We start from the raw sequence: 18,071 nt of genomic DNA, 5'->3' as shown, positions 1-18,071 counted from the left end.
AAAGATAAAATGCCAGCCTGTCAAAGCTGGCATTTTTTTTAGGAAAAAATGTCAGTTTTATGTGCATGGCACAATTTCTGAAAGCTTATTGAACATTAAAAAACGTATAACTATAATAATATAAAATCATGGCCTTAAACATTAAACCGCTTTCAGATCGCGTACTTATCGAGCCAGTAGCTGCAGAAACTAAAACTGCATCAGGAATCTTTATTCCGGATACTGCGAAAGAAAAACCACAAAAAGGAACTGTAGTTGCAGTTGGAAACGGATCTAAAGATCACACTATGACCGTTAAAGTTGGTGACACTGTTCTTTATGGTAAATATGCCGGAACAGAATTAAAACTGGAAGGAACTGATTATTTGATCATGCGTGAGGATGATATCTTAGCGATAATCTAAAAAAACAATATGTATTAAGTACTCAGTATTAAGACAAAAGTAACTTGAAACAAATAAAACTTTAAACAAAAAATTAAAATGGCAAAAGATATAAAATTTGATATTGAAGCACGTGACGGATTAAAACGCGGTGTTGATGCATTGGCAAATGCCGTAAAAGTAACCCTTGGACCAAAAGGGCGTAACGTAATTATCGGTAAATCATTTGGTGGACCAACAGTTACAAAAGATGGTGTTTCTGTTGCTAAAGAAATCGAATTAAAAGACCCACTAGAAAACATGGGCGCGCAAATGGTTAAAGAAGTTGCTTCTAAAACCAATGATTTAGCGGGTGACGGAACTACAACTGCTACAGTTTTAGCTCAGGCAATCGTAAAAGAAGGTCTTAAAAACGTTGCTGCAGGTGCAAACCCAATGGATTTAAAACGCGGTATCGATAAAGCAGTTGAAGCTATCGTTGCTGACTTGGCAAAACAAGCCAAAGTGGTTGGAAGTGATTCTGACAAAATCAAACAAATTGCTGCAATCTCCGCAAACAATGATGAAGTTATTGGTGAATTAATTGCTACAGCTTTTGCTAAAGTTGGAAAAGAAGGTGTTATTACTGTTGAAGAAGCTAAAGGAACAGACACTTTCGTGGATGTTGTTGAAGGTATGCAGTTTGACAGAGGATATCTTTCTCCTTACTTCGTAACAAACCCGGAAAAAATGGAAGTTGAATTAGACTCTCCATACATCTTATTATACGACAAAAAAGTATCTTCTTTAAAAGAATTACTACCTGTTTTAGAGCCAGTTGCACAATCAGGGAAACCATTATTGATTATTGCTGAAGATGTTGATGGTGAAGCGCTTTCTACTTTAGTAGTAAACAAATTAAGAGGAGCCCTTAAAATTGCTGCTGTTAAAGCTCCAGGCTTTGGAGACAGAAGAAAAGCAATGTTAGAAGATATCGCAATCTTAACTGGCGGAACTGTAATTTCTGAAGAAAGAGGTTATACTTTAGAAAACACAACTATCGAAATGTTAGGAACTGCAAAAAGGGTTTCTATTGACAAAGATAACACTACAATTGTAAGTGGTGCTGGTGAAGCTGATATCATCAAAAACAGAGTAAACCAAATCAAAGGTCAGATGGAAACCACAACATCTGATTATGATAAAGAAAAATTACAGGAGCGTTTGGCTAAATTAGCCGGAGGTGTTGCAGTTCTTTACGTAGGTGCAGCTTCTGAAGTAGAAATGAAGGAGAAAAAAGACAGAGTTGATGACGCTTTACACGCGACTCGTGCTGCTGTTGAAGAAGGAATTGTTGCCGGTGGTGGTGTTGCTTTATTAAGAGCAAAAGCTGCTTTGGCAGACCTTAAAGCGGATAACGCTGATGAGGCAACAGGAATTCAGATTGTTTCTCGTGCAGTTGAATCTCCATTGAGAACTATTGTTGAAAATGCAGGTCTTGAGGGCTCTGTAGTTGTGGCAAAAGTTGGTGAAGGTTCTGGTGATTTTGGATATAATGCCAAAACTGACGAATACGTAGACATGCTTAAAGCAGGAATTATCGATCCTAAAAAAGTAACTCGTGTGGCATTAGAAAATGCTGCTTCTGTTTCTGGAATGATCTTAACTACAGAATGTGCATTAATTGATATTAAAGAAGAAAATACCGGAGGTGGAATGCCAATGGGAGGCGGAATGCCGGGAATGATGTAATTCCCATTCCAACTATATATAAATCCGTTTACCCCAAAAGTAAACGGATTTTTTTTTAGCTTCTGTTTTTTTAATCTTATCATGATAAAAATTTTGATGTTTTATACAAAACATTAAGAATGCCTTAACTACAACAGATTGTTATTGCAATTAAATTTATGTGCTGATTTATTCAACATATAATTTAGCTTAAACATTGCTTTGTATGAAACTATTCTCCAGATTTTTTAGTTTGTTATTCTGTTTGCAATCCTTTTCTCAAACTGCTAATAATTCGGAAAAAATAAAGGAATATATCAATACTTATTTTCATTATGACAGGGAAATTATCCATGTACAATTCAACAAAAATCTTTACATAAACAATGAAGATATTGCCTTTAAAGGATATGTATTCAGCAAAAACAACAATATTCCAAACAACAATACTACAAACGTTGAATTGGTAGTCTATGACGATCAGCAGCAAATAATTCAAAAGCAATTACTTTTTACAGAGAATGGCACTTTTAAGGGCGGAATTCATTTGAACGATAAATTTAAACCTGGTAAATACAACTTCCATTTTTATACCAACTGGATGAATAATTTTAAGGAAGATGATTCTTTTAATCAAACAGTTGAAATTATAAGTAAAAACAATCCCTATTTTTTTGATGCTAATGAACCTAACTGGAAAACAGCAGAAATAAGTTTATTTCCGGAAGGTGGTAATATAATAGACGGTATAATTAATACAGTTGGAATTAAAATTAAAGATTGTAATAAGAAGGGTCTTGAAATAATGAACGGAGTTATTTTGGATTCTAAATCAACCGAGGTTGCGCATTTTCAGACCAACTCAATGGGAAATGGCGTTTTTTATTTAAAAGCTGATTTAAAAGAAAAATATACGCTCAAAATAAACTCTGAAAAATTAAACATATCAGAGCCATTGGGTAAAATTGCTGAAACCGGTATTATTTTGACTTACAATAATAATCTGGCGAAAAACAATTTGCTTGTTGTTGTTAAAACCAATGAAAAAGGCCTTGAGTTATACCAAAATAAAAAATTCATTCTGCTTATTGAACAAGATGGCAATTTTATGCAACAAGAAATTACTTTCAACAATAATAAAACGGAACAAGCCTGCTATTTTGATAAAAAAATCTTATCAGATGGAGTAAACATCATTAGAATACTCGATGAAGATTTGAATGAAGTTACTGAGCGACTCGTATATATTGAGAACAAAACTGCTCCTGTAGCAACCCTGGAAGCAAAAGCAACCTCTAATGACAGTATTGTGTTATACGGAAAGACAGAAGTAAATAAGGCTCATTTAAGTATGAGTATACTTCCTGAAAAAAGTGTTTGTATGAATCAAAAAAAAACGATTTCAGGTACCTTTTACCTGAATGCGTATTTAGATAAACCTGAAACAAATACGTATCCTTATTATGATCCGGACAACAAGAATCGAAAACAAGACCTGGAACTTTTAATGCTTAATCAAAATAAGGGCAAATTTCTGTGGGAAAACATTAAATCTGATCCACCGAAAATGAATTATCAATTTGAAAAAGGAGTTACTGTTAGCGGTAAAGTAGAGAAAGAACTAAAACCCAATTCGAAGAATAAAATTTCTCTTATATCCTTAAAAGATAATTTATTTGAAGAAGCAAATATAGATCAGCATAATGATTTTAAGTTTGAACATTTTTATGCGCAGGATTCTACAGTATTAGCTGTACAAATGATAAATGAGAAAAATGCTGCAGTATTTACTAAAATTGAAGCCAGAGTTTCCAGAGACGAACCCCGATTTATTTTAGGGACTTCATTCGAACAAATTACTTGCCCTGTATTAAAAACTACAGATAATGTTTTTAATTTCGCTCCGCCAAAGCCAGAAGACAAGGCTATTGAACTGGAAGGAATCGCAATAAAAAACAATTTCAAAAAAGAGATTTTAACGCACAAAAACAGCATGAGTCCTGTTGCTAAAGCCTTTAAAATTAAAGAGGGAGAATACAGAACAGTTTTGAGTTTCCTGACATCAAACGGATACAATACCGGCATCAACCAAAATGATAATACTGTATATGTTCGCAACTCAAGAGGAGCATATCTGGGCGATTCAGCAAGTTCTCCATCAGTATATATTGATGACATTTTAGTATTTGATTTTAATCAGCTGTTAACTCTTACTTTAGATCAGATAGATGAAATTTATATTGATCAATCAGGCAGTTCGGATGTTTCAGCTGTAGGACATGGTACGATTAAAATTTACATGAAAAAAGGACAGAAAAGTAATTATTTTAAACCAAAGTTTACCACGTTCATAGTAACAAAGGGTTTTGCTCAAAACATTAATTACAAAAATATCAGATTTGAAAATCAGGAGGAGTTTAATTATTTCGGCACTTTAAACTGGTCTCCGGACATAGATTTAAAAGAGAACCACTTAGACTATCAGATAAAGTTTCCTAAAAACAATCAAAAAGAAATTCAGGTCTTAATTGAAGGATTTTCGGAAGAAGGACAATTAATTTCAGAAGTCAAAAAAATTCATATTGGAGGAAATTCATAATTTCCTCATGATCATTAGAACTTAATTTTTTTATGACGAAACTACTTTGTACGTAGGATCTTCAATTACATTTACATCAATAATCGCATCGGCATTTTTTAATAATTGACGAGAGTCTTCGCTTAAATGTTTTAATTCGACAACTTTATTTAATTGATTGTACTTTTTGGTCAGATTATTCAAAGCTTCAATAGCCGACATATCTGCAACACGACTTTCTTTAAAATCAACTATAATATGATTTGGATCGTTTTGGATATCAAAACTCTCCATAAAAGTTGTTGTAGAACCAAAGAATAATGGTCCATAAATCACGTAATGTTTTATACCATTTTCATCTATATGATTTTTGGCCTGAATTCTTTTAGCACTTTCCCAGGCAAAGACTAAAGCAGAAATAATTACTCCTATTAAAACAGCTAAAGCAAGATTGTGTAATACTATTGTAATCACAGCAACCAAAATCCCAACGAAAATATCATGTCGGGGCATTTTATTGATCACTTTAAAACTTGCCCGTTCAAAAGTAGTAATTGCCACCATCATCATTACGCCAACTAACGCTGCCATTGGTAATCTACCAATTACAGGAGCTCCGAAAAGAATAATAATTAAAATCGTTAAAGCACCAATAATTCCTGAAAGTCTTGCTCTTGAACCTGCGCCAAGATTTACCAAAGTCTGTGCAATCATTGGACAGCCTCCCATTCCGTAGAAAAAACCATTAAGAATATTTGAACTTCCCTGTGCAATACATTCGCGATTGCTGTTTCCTCTTGTTCCGGTAATTTCATCCACCAAATTCAGTGTCAGCAAACCTTCAGTTAAACCTACTGCCGCCACAATTACCGAATATGGAAATATAACTTTAAAAGTCTCAAAAGAAAATGGAATATTCGGAATATGAAATGGAGGAAATCCGCCCTTAACCGAAGCAATATCTGCTACAGTCTTAGTTTCGATATTAAAAACAATTACCAATGCAAAAACTACCATAATAGCAACCAAAGATGCCGGAATTGTTTTTGTAATCTTTGGAAAAATCATAACAATTGCAATTGTCAATGCAACTAAACCTAGCATAATATATAAAGGAGTTCCCTGCAACCAGGAAACCCGACCATTAACTATTGTTTTAAACTGCTCCAATTGCGACATGAAAATTACAACTGCCAATCCGTTTACGAAACCAAACATAACGGGCTGCGGAACTAATCTAATAAACTTTCCGAGTTTAAAAAGCCCAATGCAAATCTGTACTACACCTCCAAGAGCAACGGCAGCAAAAACATATTCTATTCCATGCGATTTCATCAACGCGATTAACACAATCACGGTTGCTCCTGCCCCACCGGAAATCATTCCGGGTCTTCCGCCAAAAATTGCTGTAACCAAACCAGCTATAAAAGCAGCGTATAAACCAGCTAAAGGTGGGAATCCGGCTAAAATTGCAAACGATAATGATTCAGGAATCATTGTCATAGCTACGGTTAAACCGGCTAAAATTTCATTTTTATAATTGACCTTTTGGGTAAAATCGAAGAGTTGGAAAACTTTTTTCATAAGGCACAAATGTAGAAAATAATGCCTTAAGAGAACATGTCTTTTTAAATCTAAAATTTATAATTATTCAACTTAAAACTTAAAACAGAACTTAAAAAATAAAACCAACTGCTAAATGAGCGGTTTTATTAGTAATGCATTTGAACACCTTCAACATCAATAATTTAACAGTAATTTACAAATCAGATTATACCTTTTTATTGTCGAATAAGGCTCCGGTAGACCATAACGCTAAAAAAATCAAAACAGGCTGAAAAAATAACCGGATCAAGCGAGCCTGATCAGTATCAAGACCAAAAGCAGGAGTTCCGTTTACATATTGCGCAATATTCCCAGGAAAAATTAAAATGTAAAATACGGCAAGTGCAATTCCGACCTTAGCTTTATAGTTCGTCAAAAACAGCATCGACAAACCTAATAGTATCTCTACTACTCCCGAAAGTATTACAACCAAATCTTTATTAAGAGGGATCCAATTGGGAACCTGTGCCTGAAAATCATCTCGTTGAAAAGTAAAATGACCTATTGCGGCTGTTATCATAAATAATCCGAGTACTATTCTAATGAAATTTTGAAGTTTTGATGTTTCTGTGGTTTTCATATGTAAATGAATTTTTATGTTTATATTTTTTAATTGATGTTTGAAAAATTTTAATCAAATTTAATCATAAGCTCTTCAATATATTTTGCAAAGTTTATTTATACTGATTATGTAATTTCCATATCTACAGCAAACCTGATTACTTAAACTTATAATAATCGTGTGTTTTGTAATAAAATACAGTATAAATACTTATGTAATTTTCCTTAAAATGTAGTAATATTACCAGACAAATGTTAAGGCTAAATATCAACTTAAAAATAATTAATTATGAGTAAAGTTTACAACACATCCAATTGTGACGAAATTAAACTTAGTTTCGAACTGTCAAACAATCTGGGGTTTATCCCATTGTACACAAGAGTTTTTTTAGATCTTCAAAATGGAGTGAATGTTCAAAAGCCGATGTTTGTTACTCCAATGCATTTAACGGATGCTTCAATTCCTCTAACCCCATCATTTACACACAACAAAGGACTACTCTATTTTGAAACTTATATTAGTTATAAATCATTAAATGCTTCATCAAAAGAACAGATCATTGCAAACGCAAAAAAATTAATTTTTAATTATAAGATACAGGATTGCAATGGTACAAGTGAGGAATTTTCAGCTTATGATTTAGGACCAGTAGATATTAAAAGTAAAGAACTGATTTATTTTGTCGCATTAATTGATTTGATATGAAAAAATTAACTACTTACTTATTTTTACTGCTGATACAGATTAGCGTGGCACAAAATTCTGCAAACTCTGTTGATTTAAAAGAAGTGCAAATTCTTAATTCAACAGCTTTAGCATTACTGGATAATTCGGCAGCAATCGTTACTTCAAATCCTGACTACAAAGATTTTAATATAAACACTGAAAATCTATCGAATTTATCTTTTGATTTCAGCTTAAATAAAGGAAAACTAAATGGTCTTGAATATTATGGAATTGGTAAAACTGTCAATGATTTTAAACAATTTACAAGTGATAAACTTTTAAGACCTAATATTTCAGCAGTAGTCCATAGAACTGACAGCACTACTAATATAGGAGCAGGGTTTAGCGTAAATGTATTTACACTTTTTCGCAAAAAGAAAGAAGATATGCAAAAGGCTTACGAAGCTATTAGAAACACTACGGACGAAATGATTACTAAAGCTGACCTGATTATGGCAAGAGATTTCCCTAATCTAAATAAAGTCACTAACCTTATAGAATATAATGAACAGTATGCTAAAATACTGGAATCATTGCCAACTGTTGAAGCAAGCGATTTTGCAGAGCTTTTAAAAAAACCTCTATTGACCCTTGATCTCGCTGCGGCATATAGCACTTTATATGATGGCAATAATCACAATAGCAATCAAAAAGACAGGACTGGAGTATGGAGTACTGTAACCTGGTCTCCTAAAATTGATAAATCTTATCTTAATATTTATGGCTTTATCAGATATATAAAAGATAGTTCTGTTTATAATGAAGACACTAAAAACTTTTCAGATCAGTTTGAATATTTTGATTATGGAAGTAAAATACAAATTGATATCAATTCTTTTTCATTTGGCTATGAGTATATAAGAAGAAATGGAAATGGCAAAGATTATCGGTCTGTTGGATTAATACAATACAAAATCAACGCAAATTATTATATAACAGGAGGATTTGGTAAAAATTTCACTTCAGATTCATCAAAAGATCTAGTTTCACTTTTAGGAATACGTTGGGGAATAAATAAAAGCGATACTAAAAAATGGGAACATTAATCGTAAATAAATTGAAAAAATATACATTTTAAACAAAAAACAGGTATTTATACGTATAGCCAGAATCAAAATTAGTTATATCCTTGCAAAGAATAATTTTAACCATCATTTTTAGTTAATCCGCAAGGAATTGTAAATGAAGAACTTTTTTTGGAATAATTAGTGAGATTTGAATCTGTAAAAAGATTTGAATCTCATTTTTTATTTAAACTCTTATCTAAATTACTTCTTAATCAATAATAAAAAGATAATGTGAATAGACTTTCTTATTCCATTACTATACTTAATTATTACAATAGATTACTCTCCTGCAACGACCTCTTTGTATTTGCTCCTATTAACAAAACCAGAATTCGCTATAGCCGTTTGCAATCCTACCTAAACAGAAAAAATACTGTAACTACCTATCTTTCTAACCTCTATGCAAAATCCTGTTAAATGCTGATCCAATATTTCACAATAACTGTGATGCTGAAAATTAATTTTTAAAAGCATCAATTATGAGCTGATTTTTATAGCTTTGCAAAGCCACATTTTCCAATCTTTTTAAAAAACAAATTATAATACCTAATCCTAATGCGATCTATTATTTCGACATTTTTATTTTTAATATTTGTCTGTTCAAATTCTCACGCCCAACTCAGTTCTGATAAAATATTTGAAAGTTTCAAGCAGGGAGAACGTCCCAACTGCTCTTCAATTGCTTTTATCAAAGCTTCACTAAATATTTATGGATTGGACAATCTTTTCGTTACTGAAAAATTAAATGATAGTTTATATCAAATAACTTTAAAAAATAATGCTACGTTTCAACTAAAAATAAATGAATTAAATAAAGCTGAATTTTCTGCCGGATTTCTATTTATTAAACCGAATGAAGACAGTAAAAAAATAACCGATTATGCGGTATTGGCTTATGCGGTAATGGCAAAATACAAGCAAATTTTAGATAAAGAAAAGACTTTTGATAAGGCTCTCGAAGATTTAGAAGCGGGTGAAATACACACTCCAACTATTTATAAATATTTAGGATTTCAAAAAGGCAAGCACGTTCAGGAACTAAAACGTCTTACAGGAGGTGAATTTTGCGGAGTTGTGGCGTGGTCAAATGCACATGCGGTTTTCGTCTGTGAAGATTTCATGGACTATTACGGCAATAAAAAAAGTTTATGGGATAAGTATCCGGGACGTTTTAGAATATTAAAATCATAAAATAAACTTTATACATATAACACTCCAAAAATCAAATTTAGGGTGGTATTTTTGTGTTTAAAATGCCCTGAAAAAATTAAAGCCCAATACTCTTATGAGACGAGAAAATTACATTCCTTTCAATAAGGAATTTTTACTCGATCAACAAATAGCTGCTTTTGCAGAAGATCAGAAAAAAGTAGAAGATTTTAAAAAGTTATTCGACATAATCGAACACTATTATCATTATGAAACTTTTAACCTTAATCGGAACCTAAAACAAAACTATGGCTTATTCGATCCTGATTTAAGTGAGAAAGAACGTGAAATATATATTGGAAAAAGCAACTATTTAATTTTTAAGGAGACACTTCTAAAAGTTTTAAAAAACGGCAACTATAGGCGTGTCGAGCAGGAAACCTTAGACAAAGCATTTAAAGAATCTGATTTAATTGGCTTAAAACTTTCAATAGATCTTAATGCCTTCAAAGACTATGAACTTTATGTTCGCGGGCAACATAAAACCAAAGAAAAAGTAAAAAAATATATTTTCTGGAAAAAAGAAATTGAGATCGAATACTATGAGCGCGTCATGATTTACCTAAATTATAACGATGCTGATTATCTTACTACAAAAAAAGTAAAACTGGGAAAAATGCCGGTTGACCCCGGATCAATTGTCCTGAAAATTTTTAAACGCGTTCCTAAAAATGATCTTGAAACGATTTTTCCAAATGCCATTCCAAAAATGTCCACTACAGACAAACTTTTACTTTGGGTGCCTGGAATATTTGGTGGAATTTCATTACTAACTGCAAAAGTGATCCCTGCCTTGATTAATATGTACGAAGCTTACAGAACAGGAGAAGCTATTGATTTATTAAATAGTAAAACCTCTCTAAATCAGGGATTAATTGCATTGGGAATTTTATCTGCATATTGTTTTCGCCAATATAATAATTTTATAAATAAGAAAATCAGGTACTCTAAAATGCTTTCTGACAGCCTGTATTTTAAAAATATTGGAAATAATAGCGGCGTATTTTATTCACTTTTAAATTCATCCGAAGAAGAAGTACTCAAAGAAACTATTTTGGCATACTCTTTTTTACACAGAAGTAAAGATCCGTTAACAACTGAAGAAATTGATGATCAAATAGAGACTTGGTTTAAAAATAAATTAAACACGAATCTTGATTTTAACACAAAAGAAGCCTTACTAAAATTAAAAGACATAGGCCTTGGAATTGAAACTAATGGCAAGTGGAAAGTCATTGCCCTTGAAGATGCACTTATCAAAATTGATGAGTTATGGGACAATGCTTTTAATTATAACCAAAAATAAATCCCAACTTCTCTGTAAGTAATTTACGCAATTAATCATTTTTATTTCCCCTTTTCAAATAAAATTAATGATATTATAAAAATAGACTACAGAAATCAAATTATAGATACTAAAGCGTTCTGTATATTGTCAAATAAGAAATAATACGTTTTTTACCGATTTATTTTACACTTAATCGATTTAATTTTGTAATATTGAACAGTTAAAAAATATATAATTTTGCATAAAAAACTGTTTTTAACCCATAATACTTGTTTTTTAATGTGCTTTTAAGCTAAAAAAAACAAAACAGTTAAAATGAATCATAATAACTGAATTATAAAATAATCTCAATTAAAGAAAAAATTAAAAAATGACCAAAAAAATGCTACTTGGACTTTGGATTGTATTTCTTATTGTTGCTATCTTTTTTCTGATTTTACAAAAATGGATACAATCTGGCTATTGAGGTCATTTTAGCTGGTCAGCAAAATATTCTAATCTGTGCTTACTAATTAAAAAGGGAGAAAACTACTTTGTTTTCTCCCTTTTTAATTATCTTATGATTTATTCATTTTCAGTTTCAAAATAATCTTCTTGTGATTCTCCCGCAGCTACTAATTCAGGTTTTGAAGCCTTGAGCGTATTGAATCTTTCTAATAGTTCTAAATCTTCCTCTTCTCCACTGAAATAAGGAAAAACATCCATAATTGGCGACTCTGAAATTGCGGGAATAGTGTAATCTCCCATAGTATTTTTCATAACCGCAACAGTATTATCATAAGCTTCTTTTACATCATTAGCCTGTACCAGTATATACATGTTGGTTTTGCGTTCTTTTCCGCTCTCTTCATCAAAAGCTATTAAAGAAACTTTTGATTTAAACCAACGGTCTGCATTTTCGAACGGATGAATTTCTGCATAATTTGCCACTTTTATGTTTGTGATTTTAAATTCTTCGCTCACATAAGCTTTCATTTCTTCATTGATTCTGCTTTCAGCTTCCGTATAAGATATTGCATCCACTAAATAAGGTTCTGTTGTGACCTTTTGCGATCCAATATCATCAGTTTTTCTATATTTTACCTTGCATTCATACCAAATTGCACTCATATTTATTTTTTTAAGGATGCCAAAGATAGATTTTAGCAGAAATAAAACTCACTTTTTTACAAAATAGATATTCACAAATTTGAAAAAATAGAATCAATACAAAAGTTTGTGCCTAAATCAAAAATATTTAATAGATTTGATAGAATTCCTAAACCTCAAAAAATGAAAACATTAGAACAATGGTTTGAAGAATACGCTGTTAGTCATCAGAATCCCAAAAATAAAGCCATACATTATGTGTGTGTACCGGCCATCTACTTTTCTATCGTAGGTTTACTCATGAGTATCCCAAGCAATTTAATTGCTAATACTTTACGACTCAAAACGCCAATAATCGAAAACTGGGCTGTAGCAGTATTACTTTTTGTACTGATTTTCTATATTCGGCTGTCTGTTGCTATGGCTTTAAAAATTGCCCTTTTTTCAGCTATTTGCCTGATTGTAAACTATTACATCTCGCAATTCGTTCCTTTATGGTTATTTTCAATTGGCGTTTTTGTAATTGCTTGGATTGGGCAATTTTACGGACATAATATTGAAGGGAAAAAACCTTCTTTCTTAAAAGACCTCCAGTTTTTACTAATTGGCCCGGCTTGGGTTGTGGAGAATTTGTTTTCAGGGAAGCAGCATTCATAAAGTTTATCACTCCCTAATGATTCCGCATTATGAAAATTGATCAGGACGGTGTTAAAGTTGAAAAATATCATCTTTTTACTTATAGAAGAATAAGACGCACTATTGGGTATTTAGGAATAAGTCTTCCGATACTTCTAATCAGCTTATCATTTTTCCCGTTTTTCAAAACTCAACTTCAGCCTTCAATAAGCCATTATTATTATACAAATCTTAGAGAAATTTTTACAGGAACTTTATTTGCAGTTGGATTATTTTTAATTTGTTACAGAGGTTCTGGAAATACATCTATCTGGAAAAACGATAACTTACTAACTAATATTGCCGGAATTATGGCTGCGGGTGTGGCGTTATTCCCTACAAACCCAAATGATTTTGCTAATAAAATTTATACTTTAATTCCATACCCAGAAAAATATCTTGGCTGGCTTCATTATGGTTGTGCTGCTATACTATTCCTAATAATGGCTTTATTGGCTATCAACGTTTTTACCGTTGGGCAACTTAATGAAACCCGAAGTCCTAAAAGTATTTTAAACGAAAATAACATCTACAGATTCTGTGGTTATTCGATTATTGCATTTGTAATTATGGTACCGGTTTCAGAAATCCTGGAACTTTCTACCTATTCAACTTTGATTTTTGAATCTCTTTCTCTTTTTGCTTTTGGTATTGCCTGGCTAATTAAAGGACGTGCATTGGGTGACAAAGGTATAATTGGCAAAAAAATATATCAGGAAAACAATCCGGTTGATACAGAGAAAGTTTTTGAGGAATAATACTTTATCAAGATCCAACACAGTAGCCCAGACAGAAGCGGCATCCTTTGCCTGACTTTTTTAGGCAGGGAAAGATATAGCGGATGGCTGGAAACAGCTCCTAAAAAAAAGACAAAGAAGAAAAATTTCTCTCCTCTGTCCTTTCAAAGTGATCGCGGAGGGGTTCGAACCCCCAACCCTCAGAGCCGAAATCTGATATTCTATCCAGTTGAACTACGCGATCAATATTAAATAATCAAATTCAAAATCCATTTTAGAGATTGGAATTGAGAATCTGAGATATTTATTTTTTATTATTACGAAAGTAATTTTTTAACAATCGTAGAAATGGTTTTGCCTTCAGCAGTTCCACCCAGTTGAGCAGATGCTAATCCCATTACTTTACCCATTGAAGCAATTCCTGAAGCTCCTGTTTCAGCAATAATTTTTGCTATCACAGCTTCTATTTCTTCTTCACTTAACTGAGCAGGCAAAAACTTTTCAATTACTGCAACCTGAGCCAATTCAGGTTCAGCTAAATCGGGACGGTTTTGTTCAGTAAAAATTCTGGCACTCTCTTTACGCGTTTTTACCAATCGCTGAAGTAGTTTTATCTCTTCATCCTCAGTTAATTCTTCTTTAGAACCTGATGATGTTGAGGCTAATAATAATTCCGACTTAACTGCCCTTAAAGCTTCTAAAGCTACCGTATCTTTTGCTTTCATGGCGGTTTTAATCTCATCCATGATTTGTGCTTGTAAACTCATCTTATATTTTATTTAAATAAGCAAGCTGCTTATCATTGCTATATTAATTGGATTATTTTGACTTCGTTTGTAACAATAACAGACGCCTGAATGTCTATTTAAAAAAATCAAATTTTAAATTCTGTGCGAAGATAAAAAAAATAACCCGAAAATTAAATCCAATTTTCGGGCTATCCAAATATTTAGATTTTTAAAACTAATCTACGTTGTCGTGCAAAAACGAATTATTTGAACGTAATTGCAAATCATTATTACTGTCTGTACCAACTGAAATTCTTGAATTGGTGTTATTTGATTGTGAATTCGACAAATCGATTCCTAATCTTTTATATGCCGGTTCTTTTTCAAGTTCATCAATTCTGGAAACATTGTTATGAAATTTATAATTGAATTCCTTTAGTTTTCTTCTTCTCTCCTCAGCTCTTAGACGTAACGTTTCCTCAATTGTCAATTCCATTGGAGAAACATTTGAAGCTGATGAAAAATCAGGTTCGCTGGCAAATTCAGTTTTTGGTTTCAATGTGATATTTAATTCTTCAGGAATTATATCTTCTATCACTTTTTCAACCGGTTTTGATGCGATTAAATCGTTCTCCACCTCCATATATTCTTCTAACGAATACTTTATAATTCCATTTTCAGAAAGTTCTGTAACCGGTACAAAAGAAACTGGTTCATTAACTTTTATGTTACGGGTTTCATTTGTCAGTTCGAATAAAATTTTATTATCCTCTATAACTGGTTCTTTCTTTACTTCTGGTTCAGCTCTGAAAAGAGGTAAATCAAATGAAAATGTAGTTTGTTCCTGCTTCTCGAAAATTCTTTGCGGGGCTTGTGTTTCCTCAAAAGTCTTTACCTCCGGGGTTGAAATTGTAAAATCTATATCTGTAATTGGCGAAACAATTTCAAAAGTTACATCAAGATTTTTGATAAACTCTGACATTACCACTAACTCTTCCTGATTCATAGTTGGAGCAACATTAACTGGAGTTATTGGAGTAGGTATTACCGGAGCATTTGTATCTTCCATCAAATCAAAAACAACTTTCTGCTCTGGTTTTGCAATAGGCGTTTCAGCATTTAAATCAAAAGAAGCAAGCGGTCTGTTTGTTAGATTATGAACACTTCTTTGCTCATCTTCTAGTGTATGAATGATTTTTTTAGGTTCAGTATTTACAATCTCGTTTTGTTGTTCAACATCAAAACCAGTTGCGATAATAGTTACAGCAATAGCTTCACCCAGAGATTCGTCTTCACCAACCCCCATGATAATATTGGCATTATAACCTGCTTCTGCCTGAATATGATCATTGATTTCTCCAATTTCATCCAGCGTAATTTCGTCTGATCCAGAAACGATAAGCAACAATACGTTTTTGGCTCCTGTGATTTTGTTGTCATTTAATAATGGAGAATCCAATGCTGAAACAATAGCTTCTTTAGCCCTGTTTTCGCCAGTAGCTACAGAAGATCCCATGATAGCTGTTCCACTATTTGACAAAACAGTTTTAGCATCACGTAAATCGATATTTTGAGTATAGTGATGCGTAATTACTTCAGCAATACCTCTTGAGGCCGTTGCCAATACTTCATCAGCTTTCGAGAATCCGGCTTTAAAACCAAGATTTCCGTATACTTCCCTTAATTTATTATTATTGATTACAATTAACGAGTCTACTTGTTTACGCAGCTTTTCGATTCCTAAAAGTGCTTGCTCCTGACGCACTTTACCTTCAAACTGAAAAGGAATTGTTACAATACCAACTGTTAAAATTTCTCTCTCTTTTGCCAATTGCGCAATTACCGGAGCAGCCCCCGTACCTGTTCCACCCCCCATACCAGCGGTAATAAATACCATTTTGGTATTACGATCCAACATTTTTTCGATATCAGCAATACTTTCAATAGCAGACTGTTGTCCTACATCAGGATTAGCTCCCGCTCCAAGACCTTCTGTCAAATTCACCCCTAATTGAATTTTGTTTGGAACAGAACTATTTTGTAATGCTTGCGAATCAGTATTACAAACGATAAAATCTACACCTTTTATTCCTTGCTGGAACATGTGATTAATTGCGTTACTTCCGCCCCCTCCTACGCCTATTACTTTGATGACATTTGATTGGTTTTTTGGTAAATCAAATGAAATGCTTCCAAATTCTGAGTTGCTCATCATCTTTTTGGTTTTGAAATTCTTATTTAATACATTTTTTACTCTTGACTTGGGGCCAATAGTAATTCCTTTTCTCTTATTCTTTTTTTATTCAGCGTTGTCTAAAAAATCTTTGATTTTATCAACATATCGATCAAAAAACGATCTTCTTATTTTAGTTTCTGTAGATTCTGCTTCAACCTTGCCACTAGTCACAACTTCTCTTGGCTCCTGAATAGTTTCTACTCTTTCAACGTAGTTTTCTTCTACTTCGTATCGCTGTTGGGTAACCGGAGGAACATTTCTATAAACAACTTTTGGCTGCTCATTTACAATCTCCATTCTAACAGCACTTTGGGTACTATTCTCAATACTGTTCATAACCAATCCAACTGCAGTTGCAAATAATGGACTTGAAATTTCCTCGCTGGAGTTACCAGCTAAATGCTCGTTTGGATATCCAATTCTGGTATCCATACCTGTAATATATTCTACCAACTGCTTAATGTGTTTTAACTGTGCGCCGCCACCAGTAAGAACAATTCCAGCAATTAATTTTTTACGCGGATCTTCATGTCCGTAAGCTTTAATTTCAGCAAAAACCTGTTCGATTATTTCTACCACACGAGCGTGAATAATTTTGGACAGATTTTTAAGTGAAATCTCTTTGGGTTCTCTTCCTCTTAATCCCGGAATAGAAACAATTTCGTTATCTTTATTTTCTCCCGGCCAGGCAGATCCGAATTTTATTTTTAAAAGCTCAGCCTGCTTTTCAATAATAGAACATCCCTCCTTGATATCTTCTGTAATTACATTCCCTCCAAAAGGAATTACAGCAGTATGACGAATGATTCCATCTTTAAAAATAGCTAAATCTGTTGTTCCCCCACCGATATCGATAAGCGCAACACCAGCTTCTTTTTCTTCCTGACTTAAAACAGCGTCTGCAGAAGCTAACGGTTCTAATGTTAATCCTGATAATTCAATTCCTGAACTCTGAATACATCTGCCAACATTTCGGATTGATGATGCCTGCCCCACTACTACGTGAAAACTAGATTCCAGTCTTCCACCGTACATTCCTATTGGTTCCTTTATTTCAGACTGCCCGTCGATTTTAAATTCCTGGGGTAAAACATGAATAATTTCTTCTCCCGGAAGCATAGCCAGTTTATTAACCTGATCGATTAAAAGCTGAATATCTTTTTCGCCAATTACTTCTTCCGGATTATTACGGCTTATGTAATCGGTATGCTGAATACTTCTGATGTGCTGTCCGGCGATACCCACAACAACATCTTTTATTTTGTAACCTGAATTAGTTTCGGCTTCAAGAATAGCTTGCTGAATCGATTGAATAGTTTGGGTGATGTTATTTACAACGCCTCTCGCAACACCCAGACTTTTGGATTTACCAATGCCCAGGATTTCTAATTTCCCATATTCATTTTTCTTGCCTATCATGGCAACTATCTTGGTTGTTCCAATATCTAGACCTACTGCAATGTTATCTTTTTCCATTT

The 18,071-nt window shown here is 33.0% G+C and carries 15 protein-coding genes and 1 tRNA gene; 9 read left to right on the top strand and 7 right to left on the bottom strand.

Annotated elements, in window-relative coordinates; genetic code table 11:
* The first annotated feature begins 128 nt into the window (after window positions 1–128).
* The 3 genes from P5P89_RS13285 to P5P89_RS13275 all read left to right on the top strand — a co-directional run bounded on the left by P5P89_RS13285 (window position 129) and on the right by P5P89_RS13275 (window position 4,692).
* Window positions 129–404, top strand: a complete 276-nt coding sequence (locus P5P89_RS13285) for a co-chaperone GroES (protein ID WP_012023920.1) — start codon at window positions 129–131, stop codon at window positions 402–404.
* Between the two features lie 78 nt (window positions 405–482).
* Window positions 483–2,114 (top strand): chaperonin GroEL, encoded by a 1,632-nt coding sequence (gene groL, locus P5P89_RS13280; RefSeq protein WP_278008759.1) that lies wholly within the window; start codon window positions 483–485, stop codon window positions 2,112–2,114.
* A 205-nt stretch (window positions 2,115–2,319) separates the two neighbouring features.
* Window positions 2,320–4,692, top strand: a complete 2,373-nt coding sequence (locus tag P5P89_RS13275) for a hypothetical protein (protein ID WP_278008757.1) — start codon at window positions 2,320–2,322, stop codon at window positions 4,690–4,692.
* Between the two features lie 30 nt (window positions 4,693–4,722).
* Here P5P89_RS13275 and P5P89_RS13270 read toward each other — a convergent pair whose 3' ends face one another.
* Entirely contained in the window at window positions 4,723–6,255 is a 1,533-nt protein-coding gene (locus tag P5P89_RS13270) for a SulP family inorganic anion transporter (RefSeq protein ID WP_278008756.1), read from the bottom strand.
* Window positions 6,256–6,442: 187 nt separating this feature from the next.
* Window positions 6,443–6,856, bottom strand: a complete 414-nt coding sequence (locus P5P89_RS13265; RefSeq protein ID WP_278008755.1) for a DoxX family protein — start codon at window positions 6,854–6,856, stop codon at window positions 6,443–6,445.
* 270 nt (window positions 6,857–7,126) lie between these two features.
* Between P5P89_RS13265 and P5P89_RS13260 the strand changes: the two genes are divergently transcribed.
* The 4 genes from P5P89_RS13260 (at window position 7,127) to P5P89_RS13245 (ending at window position 11,146) form a co-directional block, all read left to right on the top strand.
* Window positions 7,127–7,543: a hypothetical protein gene (locus P5P89_RS13260; RefSeq protein ID WP_278008754.1), complete on the top strand. Its 417-nt coding sequence runs from the start codon at window positions 7,127–7,129 to the stop codon at window positions 7,541–7,543.
* Window positions 7,540–8,610, top strand: a complete 1,071-nt coding sequence (locus P5P89_RS13255) for a hypothetical protein (RefSeq protein WP_278008752.1) — start codon at window positions 7,540–7,542, stop codon at window positions 8,608–8,610. Before P5P89_RS13260 ends, P5P89_RS13255 begins: the two co-directional genes overlap by 4 nt.
* A gap of 576 nt (window positions 8,611–9,186) precedes the next feature.
* Complete coding sequence (locus P5P89_RS13250) at window positions 9,187–9,822, top strand: hypothetical protein (RefSeq protein WP_278008751.1); 636 nt, start codon at window positions 9,187–9,189, stop codon at window positions 9,820–9,822.
* A 94-nt stretch (window positions 9,823–9,916) separates the two neighbouring features.
* Window positions 9,917–11,146 carry a TMEM143 family protein gene (locus tag P5P89_RS13245; protein ID WP_278008749.1) on the top strand — a complete coding sequence of 410 codons (1,230 nt, stop codon included), beginning with the start codon at window positions 9,917–9,919 and terminating at the stop codon, window positions 11,144–11,146.
* A gap of 546 nt (window positions 11,147–11,692) precedes the next feature.
* Here the strand turns inward: P5P89_RS13245 and P5P89_RS13240 are convergent.
* Entirely contained in the window at window positions 11,693–12,238 is a 546-nt protein-coding gene (locus P5P89_RS13240; RefSeq protein ID WP_269234807.1) for a DUF4494 domain-containing protein, read from the bottom strand.
* A 162-nt stretch (window positions 12,239–12,400) separates the two neighbouring features.
* On the opposite strand from P5P89_RS13240, the gene P5P89_RS13235 reads away from it, so the two are divergent.
* Window positions 12,401–12,874, top strand: a complete 474-nt coding sequence (locus P5P89_RS13235) for an Mpo1 family 2-hydroxy fatty acid dioxygenase (protein WP_278008748.1) — start codon at window positions 12,401–12,403, stop codon at window positions 12,872–12,874.
* A gap of 29 nt (window positions 12,875–12,903) precedes the next feature.
* Window positions 12,904–13,650, top strand: coding sequence for a hypothetical protein (locus P5P89_RS13230; RefSeq protein ID WP_278008747.1), 747 nt, complete (start codon window positions 12,904–12,906; stop codon window positions 13,648–13,650).
* Between the two features lie 149 nt (window positions 13,651–13,799).
* On the opposite strand, the gene P5P89_RS13225 is transcribed toward P5P89_RS13230, so the two are convergent.
* The 4 genes from P5P89_RS13225 to ftsA all read right to left on the bottom strand — a co-directional run bounded on the left by P5P89_RS13225 (window position 13,800) and on the right by ftsA (window position 18,069).
* Window positions 13,800–13,873, bottom strand: a tRNA-Arg gene (locus tag P5P89_RS13225).
* Window positions 13,874–13,946: 73 nt separating this feature from the next.
* The gene (locus P5P89_RS13220) at window positions 13,947–14,396 is read right to left on the bottom strand and encodes a GatB/YqeY domain-containing protein (RefSeq protein WP_278008746.1); all 450 of its coding nucleotides are present in this window, start codon (window positions 14,394–14,396) and stop codon (window positions 13,947–13,949) included.
* Between the two features lie 196 nt (window positions 14,397–14,592).
* Window positions 14,593–16,572, bottom strand: coding sequence for a cell division protein FtsZ (gene ftsZ / locus P5P89_RS13215; RefSeq protein ID WP_278008745.1), 1,980 nt, complete (start codon window positions 16,570–16,572; stop codon window positions 14,593–14,595).
* Window positions 16,573–16,656: 84 nt separating this feature from the next.
* Window positions 16,657–18,069, bottom strand: a complete 1,413-nt coding sequence (ftsA, locus tag P5P89_RS13210; protein WP_278008744.1) for a cell division protein FtsA — start codon at window positions 18,067–18,069, stop codon at window positions 16,657–16,659.
* Window positions 18,070–18,071 lie beyond the last annotated feature (2 nt).

Source organism: Flavobacterium gyeonganense (assembly GCF_029625295.1).
GTDB lineage: Bacteria > Bacteroidota > Bacteroidia > Flavobacteriales > Flavobacteriaceae > Flavobacterium > Flavobacterium gyeonganense.
Note: the sequence above shows the minus strand (reverse complement) of the source record. Positions and strands in the feature narration are given on the sequence as shown.

Coding starts and splice junctions, on each gene's coding strand:
- P5P89_RS13285 (WP_012023920.1), top strand. CDS start 129: ATGGCCTTAAACATTAAACCGCTTTCAGATCGCGTACTTATCGAGCCA.
- groL (WP_278008759.1), top strand. CDS start 483: ATGGCAAAAGATATAAAATTTGATATTGAAGCACGTGACGGATTAAAA.
- P5P89_RS13275 (WP_278008757.1), top strand. CDS start 2,320: ATGAAACTATTCTCCAGATTTTTTAGTTTGTTATTCTGTTTGCAATCC.
- P5P89_RS13270 (WP_278008756.1), bottom strand. CDS start 6,255: ATGAAAAAAGTTTTCCAACTCTTCGATTTTACCCAAAAGGTCAATTAT.
- P5P89_RS13265 (WP_278008755.1), bottom strand. CDS start 6,856: ATGAAAACCACAGAAACATCAAAACTTCAAAATTTCATTAGAATAGTA.
- P5P89_RS13260 (WP_278008754.1), top strand. CDS start 7,127: ATGAGTAAAGTTTACAACACATCCAATTGTGACGAAATTAAACTTAGT.
- P5P89_RS13255 (WP_278008752.1), top strand. CDS start 7,540: ATGAAAAAATTAACTACTTACTTATTTTTACTGCTGATACAGATTAGC.
- P5P89_RS13250 (WP_278008751.1), top strand. CDS start 9,187: ATGCGATCTATTATTTCGACATTTTTATTTTTAATATTTGTCTGTTCA.
- P5P89_RS13245 (WP_278008749.1), top strand. CDS start 9,917: ATGAGACGAGAAAATTACATTCCTTTCAATAAGGAATTTTTACTCGAT.
- P5P89_RS13240 (WP_269234807.1), bottom strand. CDS start 12,238: ATGAGTGCAATTTGGTATGAATGCAAGGTAAAATATAGAAAAACTGAT.
- P5P89_RS13235 (WP_278008748.1), top strand. CDS start 12,401: ATGAAAACATTAGAACAATGGTTTGAAGAATACGCTGTTAGTCATCAG.
- P5P89_RS13230 (WP_278008747.1), top strand. CDS start 12,904: ATGAAAATTGATCAGGACGGTGTTAAAGTTGAAAAATATCATCTTTTT.
- P5P89_RS13220 (WP_278008746.1), bottom strand. CDS start 14,396: ATGAGTTTACAAGCACAAATCATGGATGAGATTAAAACCGCCATGAAA.
- ftsZ (WP_278008745.1), bottom strand. CDS start 16,572: ATGATGAGCAACTCAGAATTTGGAAGCATTTCATTTGATTTACCAAAA.
- ftsA (WP_278008744.1), bottom strand. CDS start 18,069: ATGGAAAAAGATAACATTGCAGTAGGTCTAGATATTGGAACAACCAAG.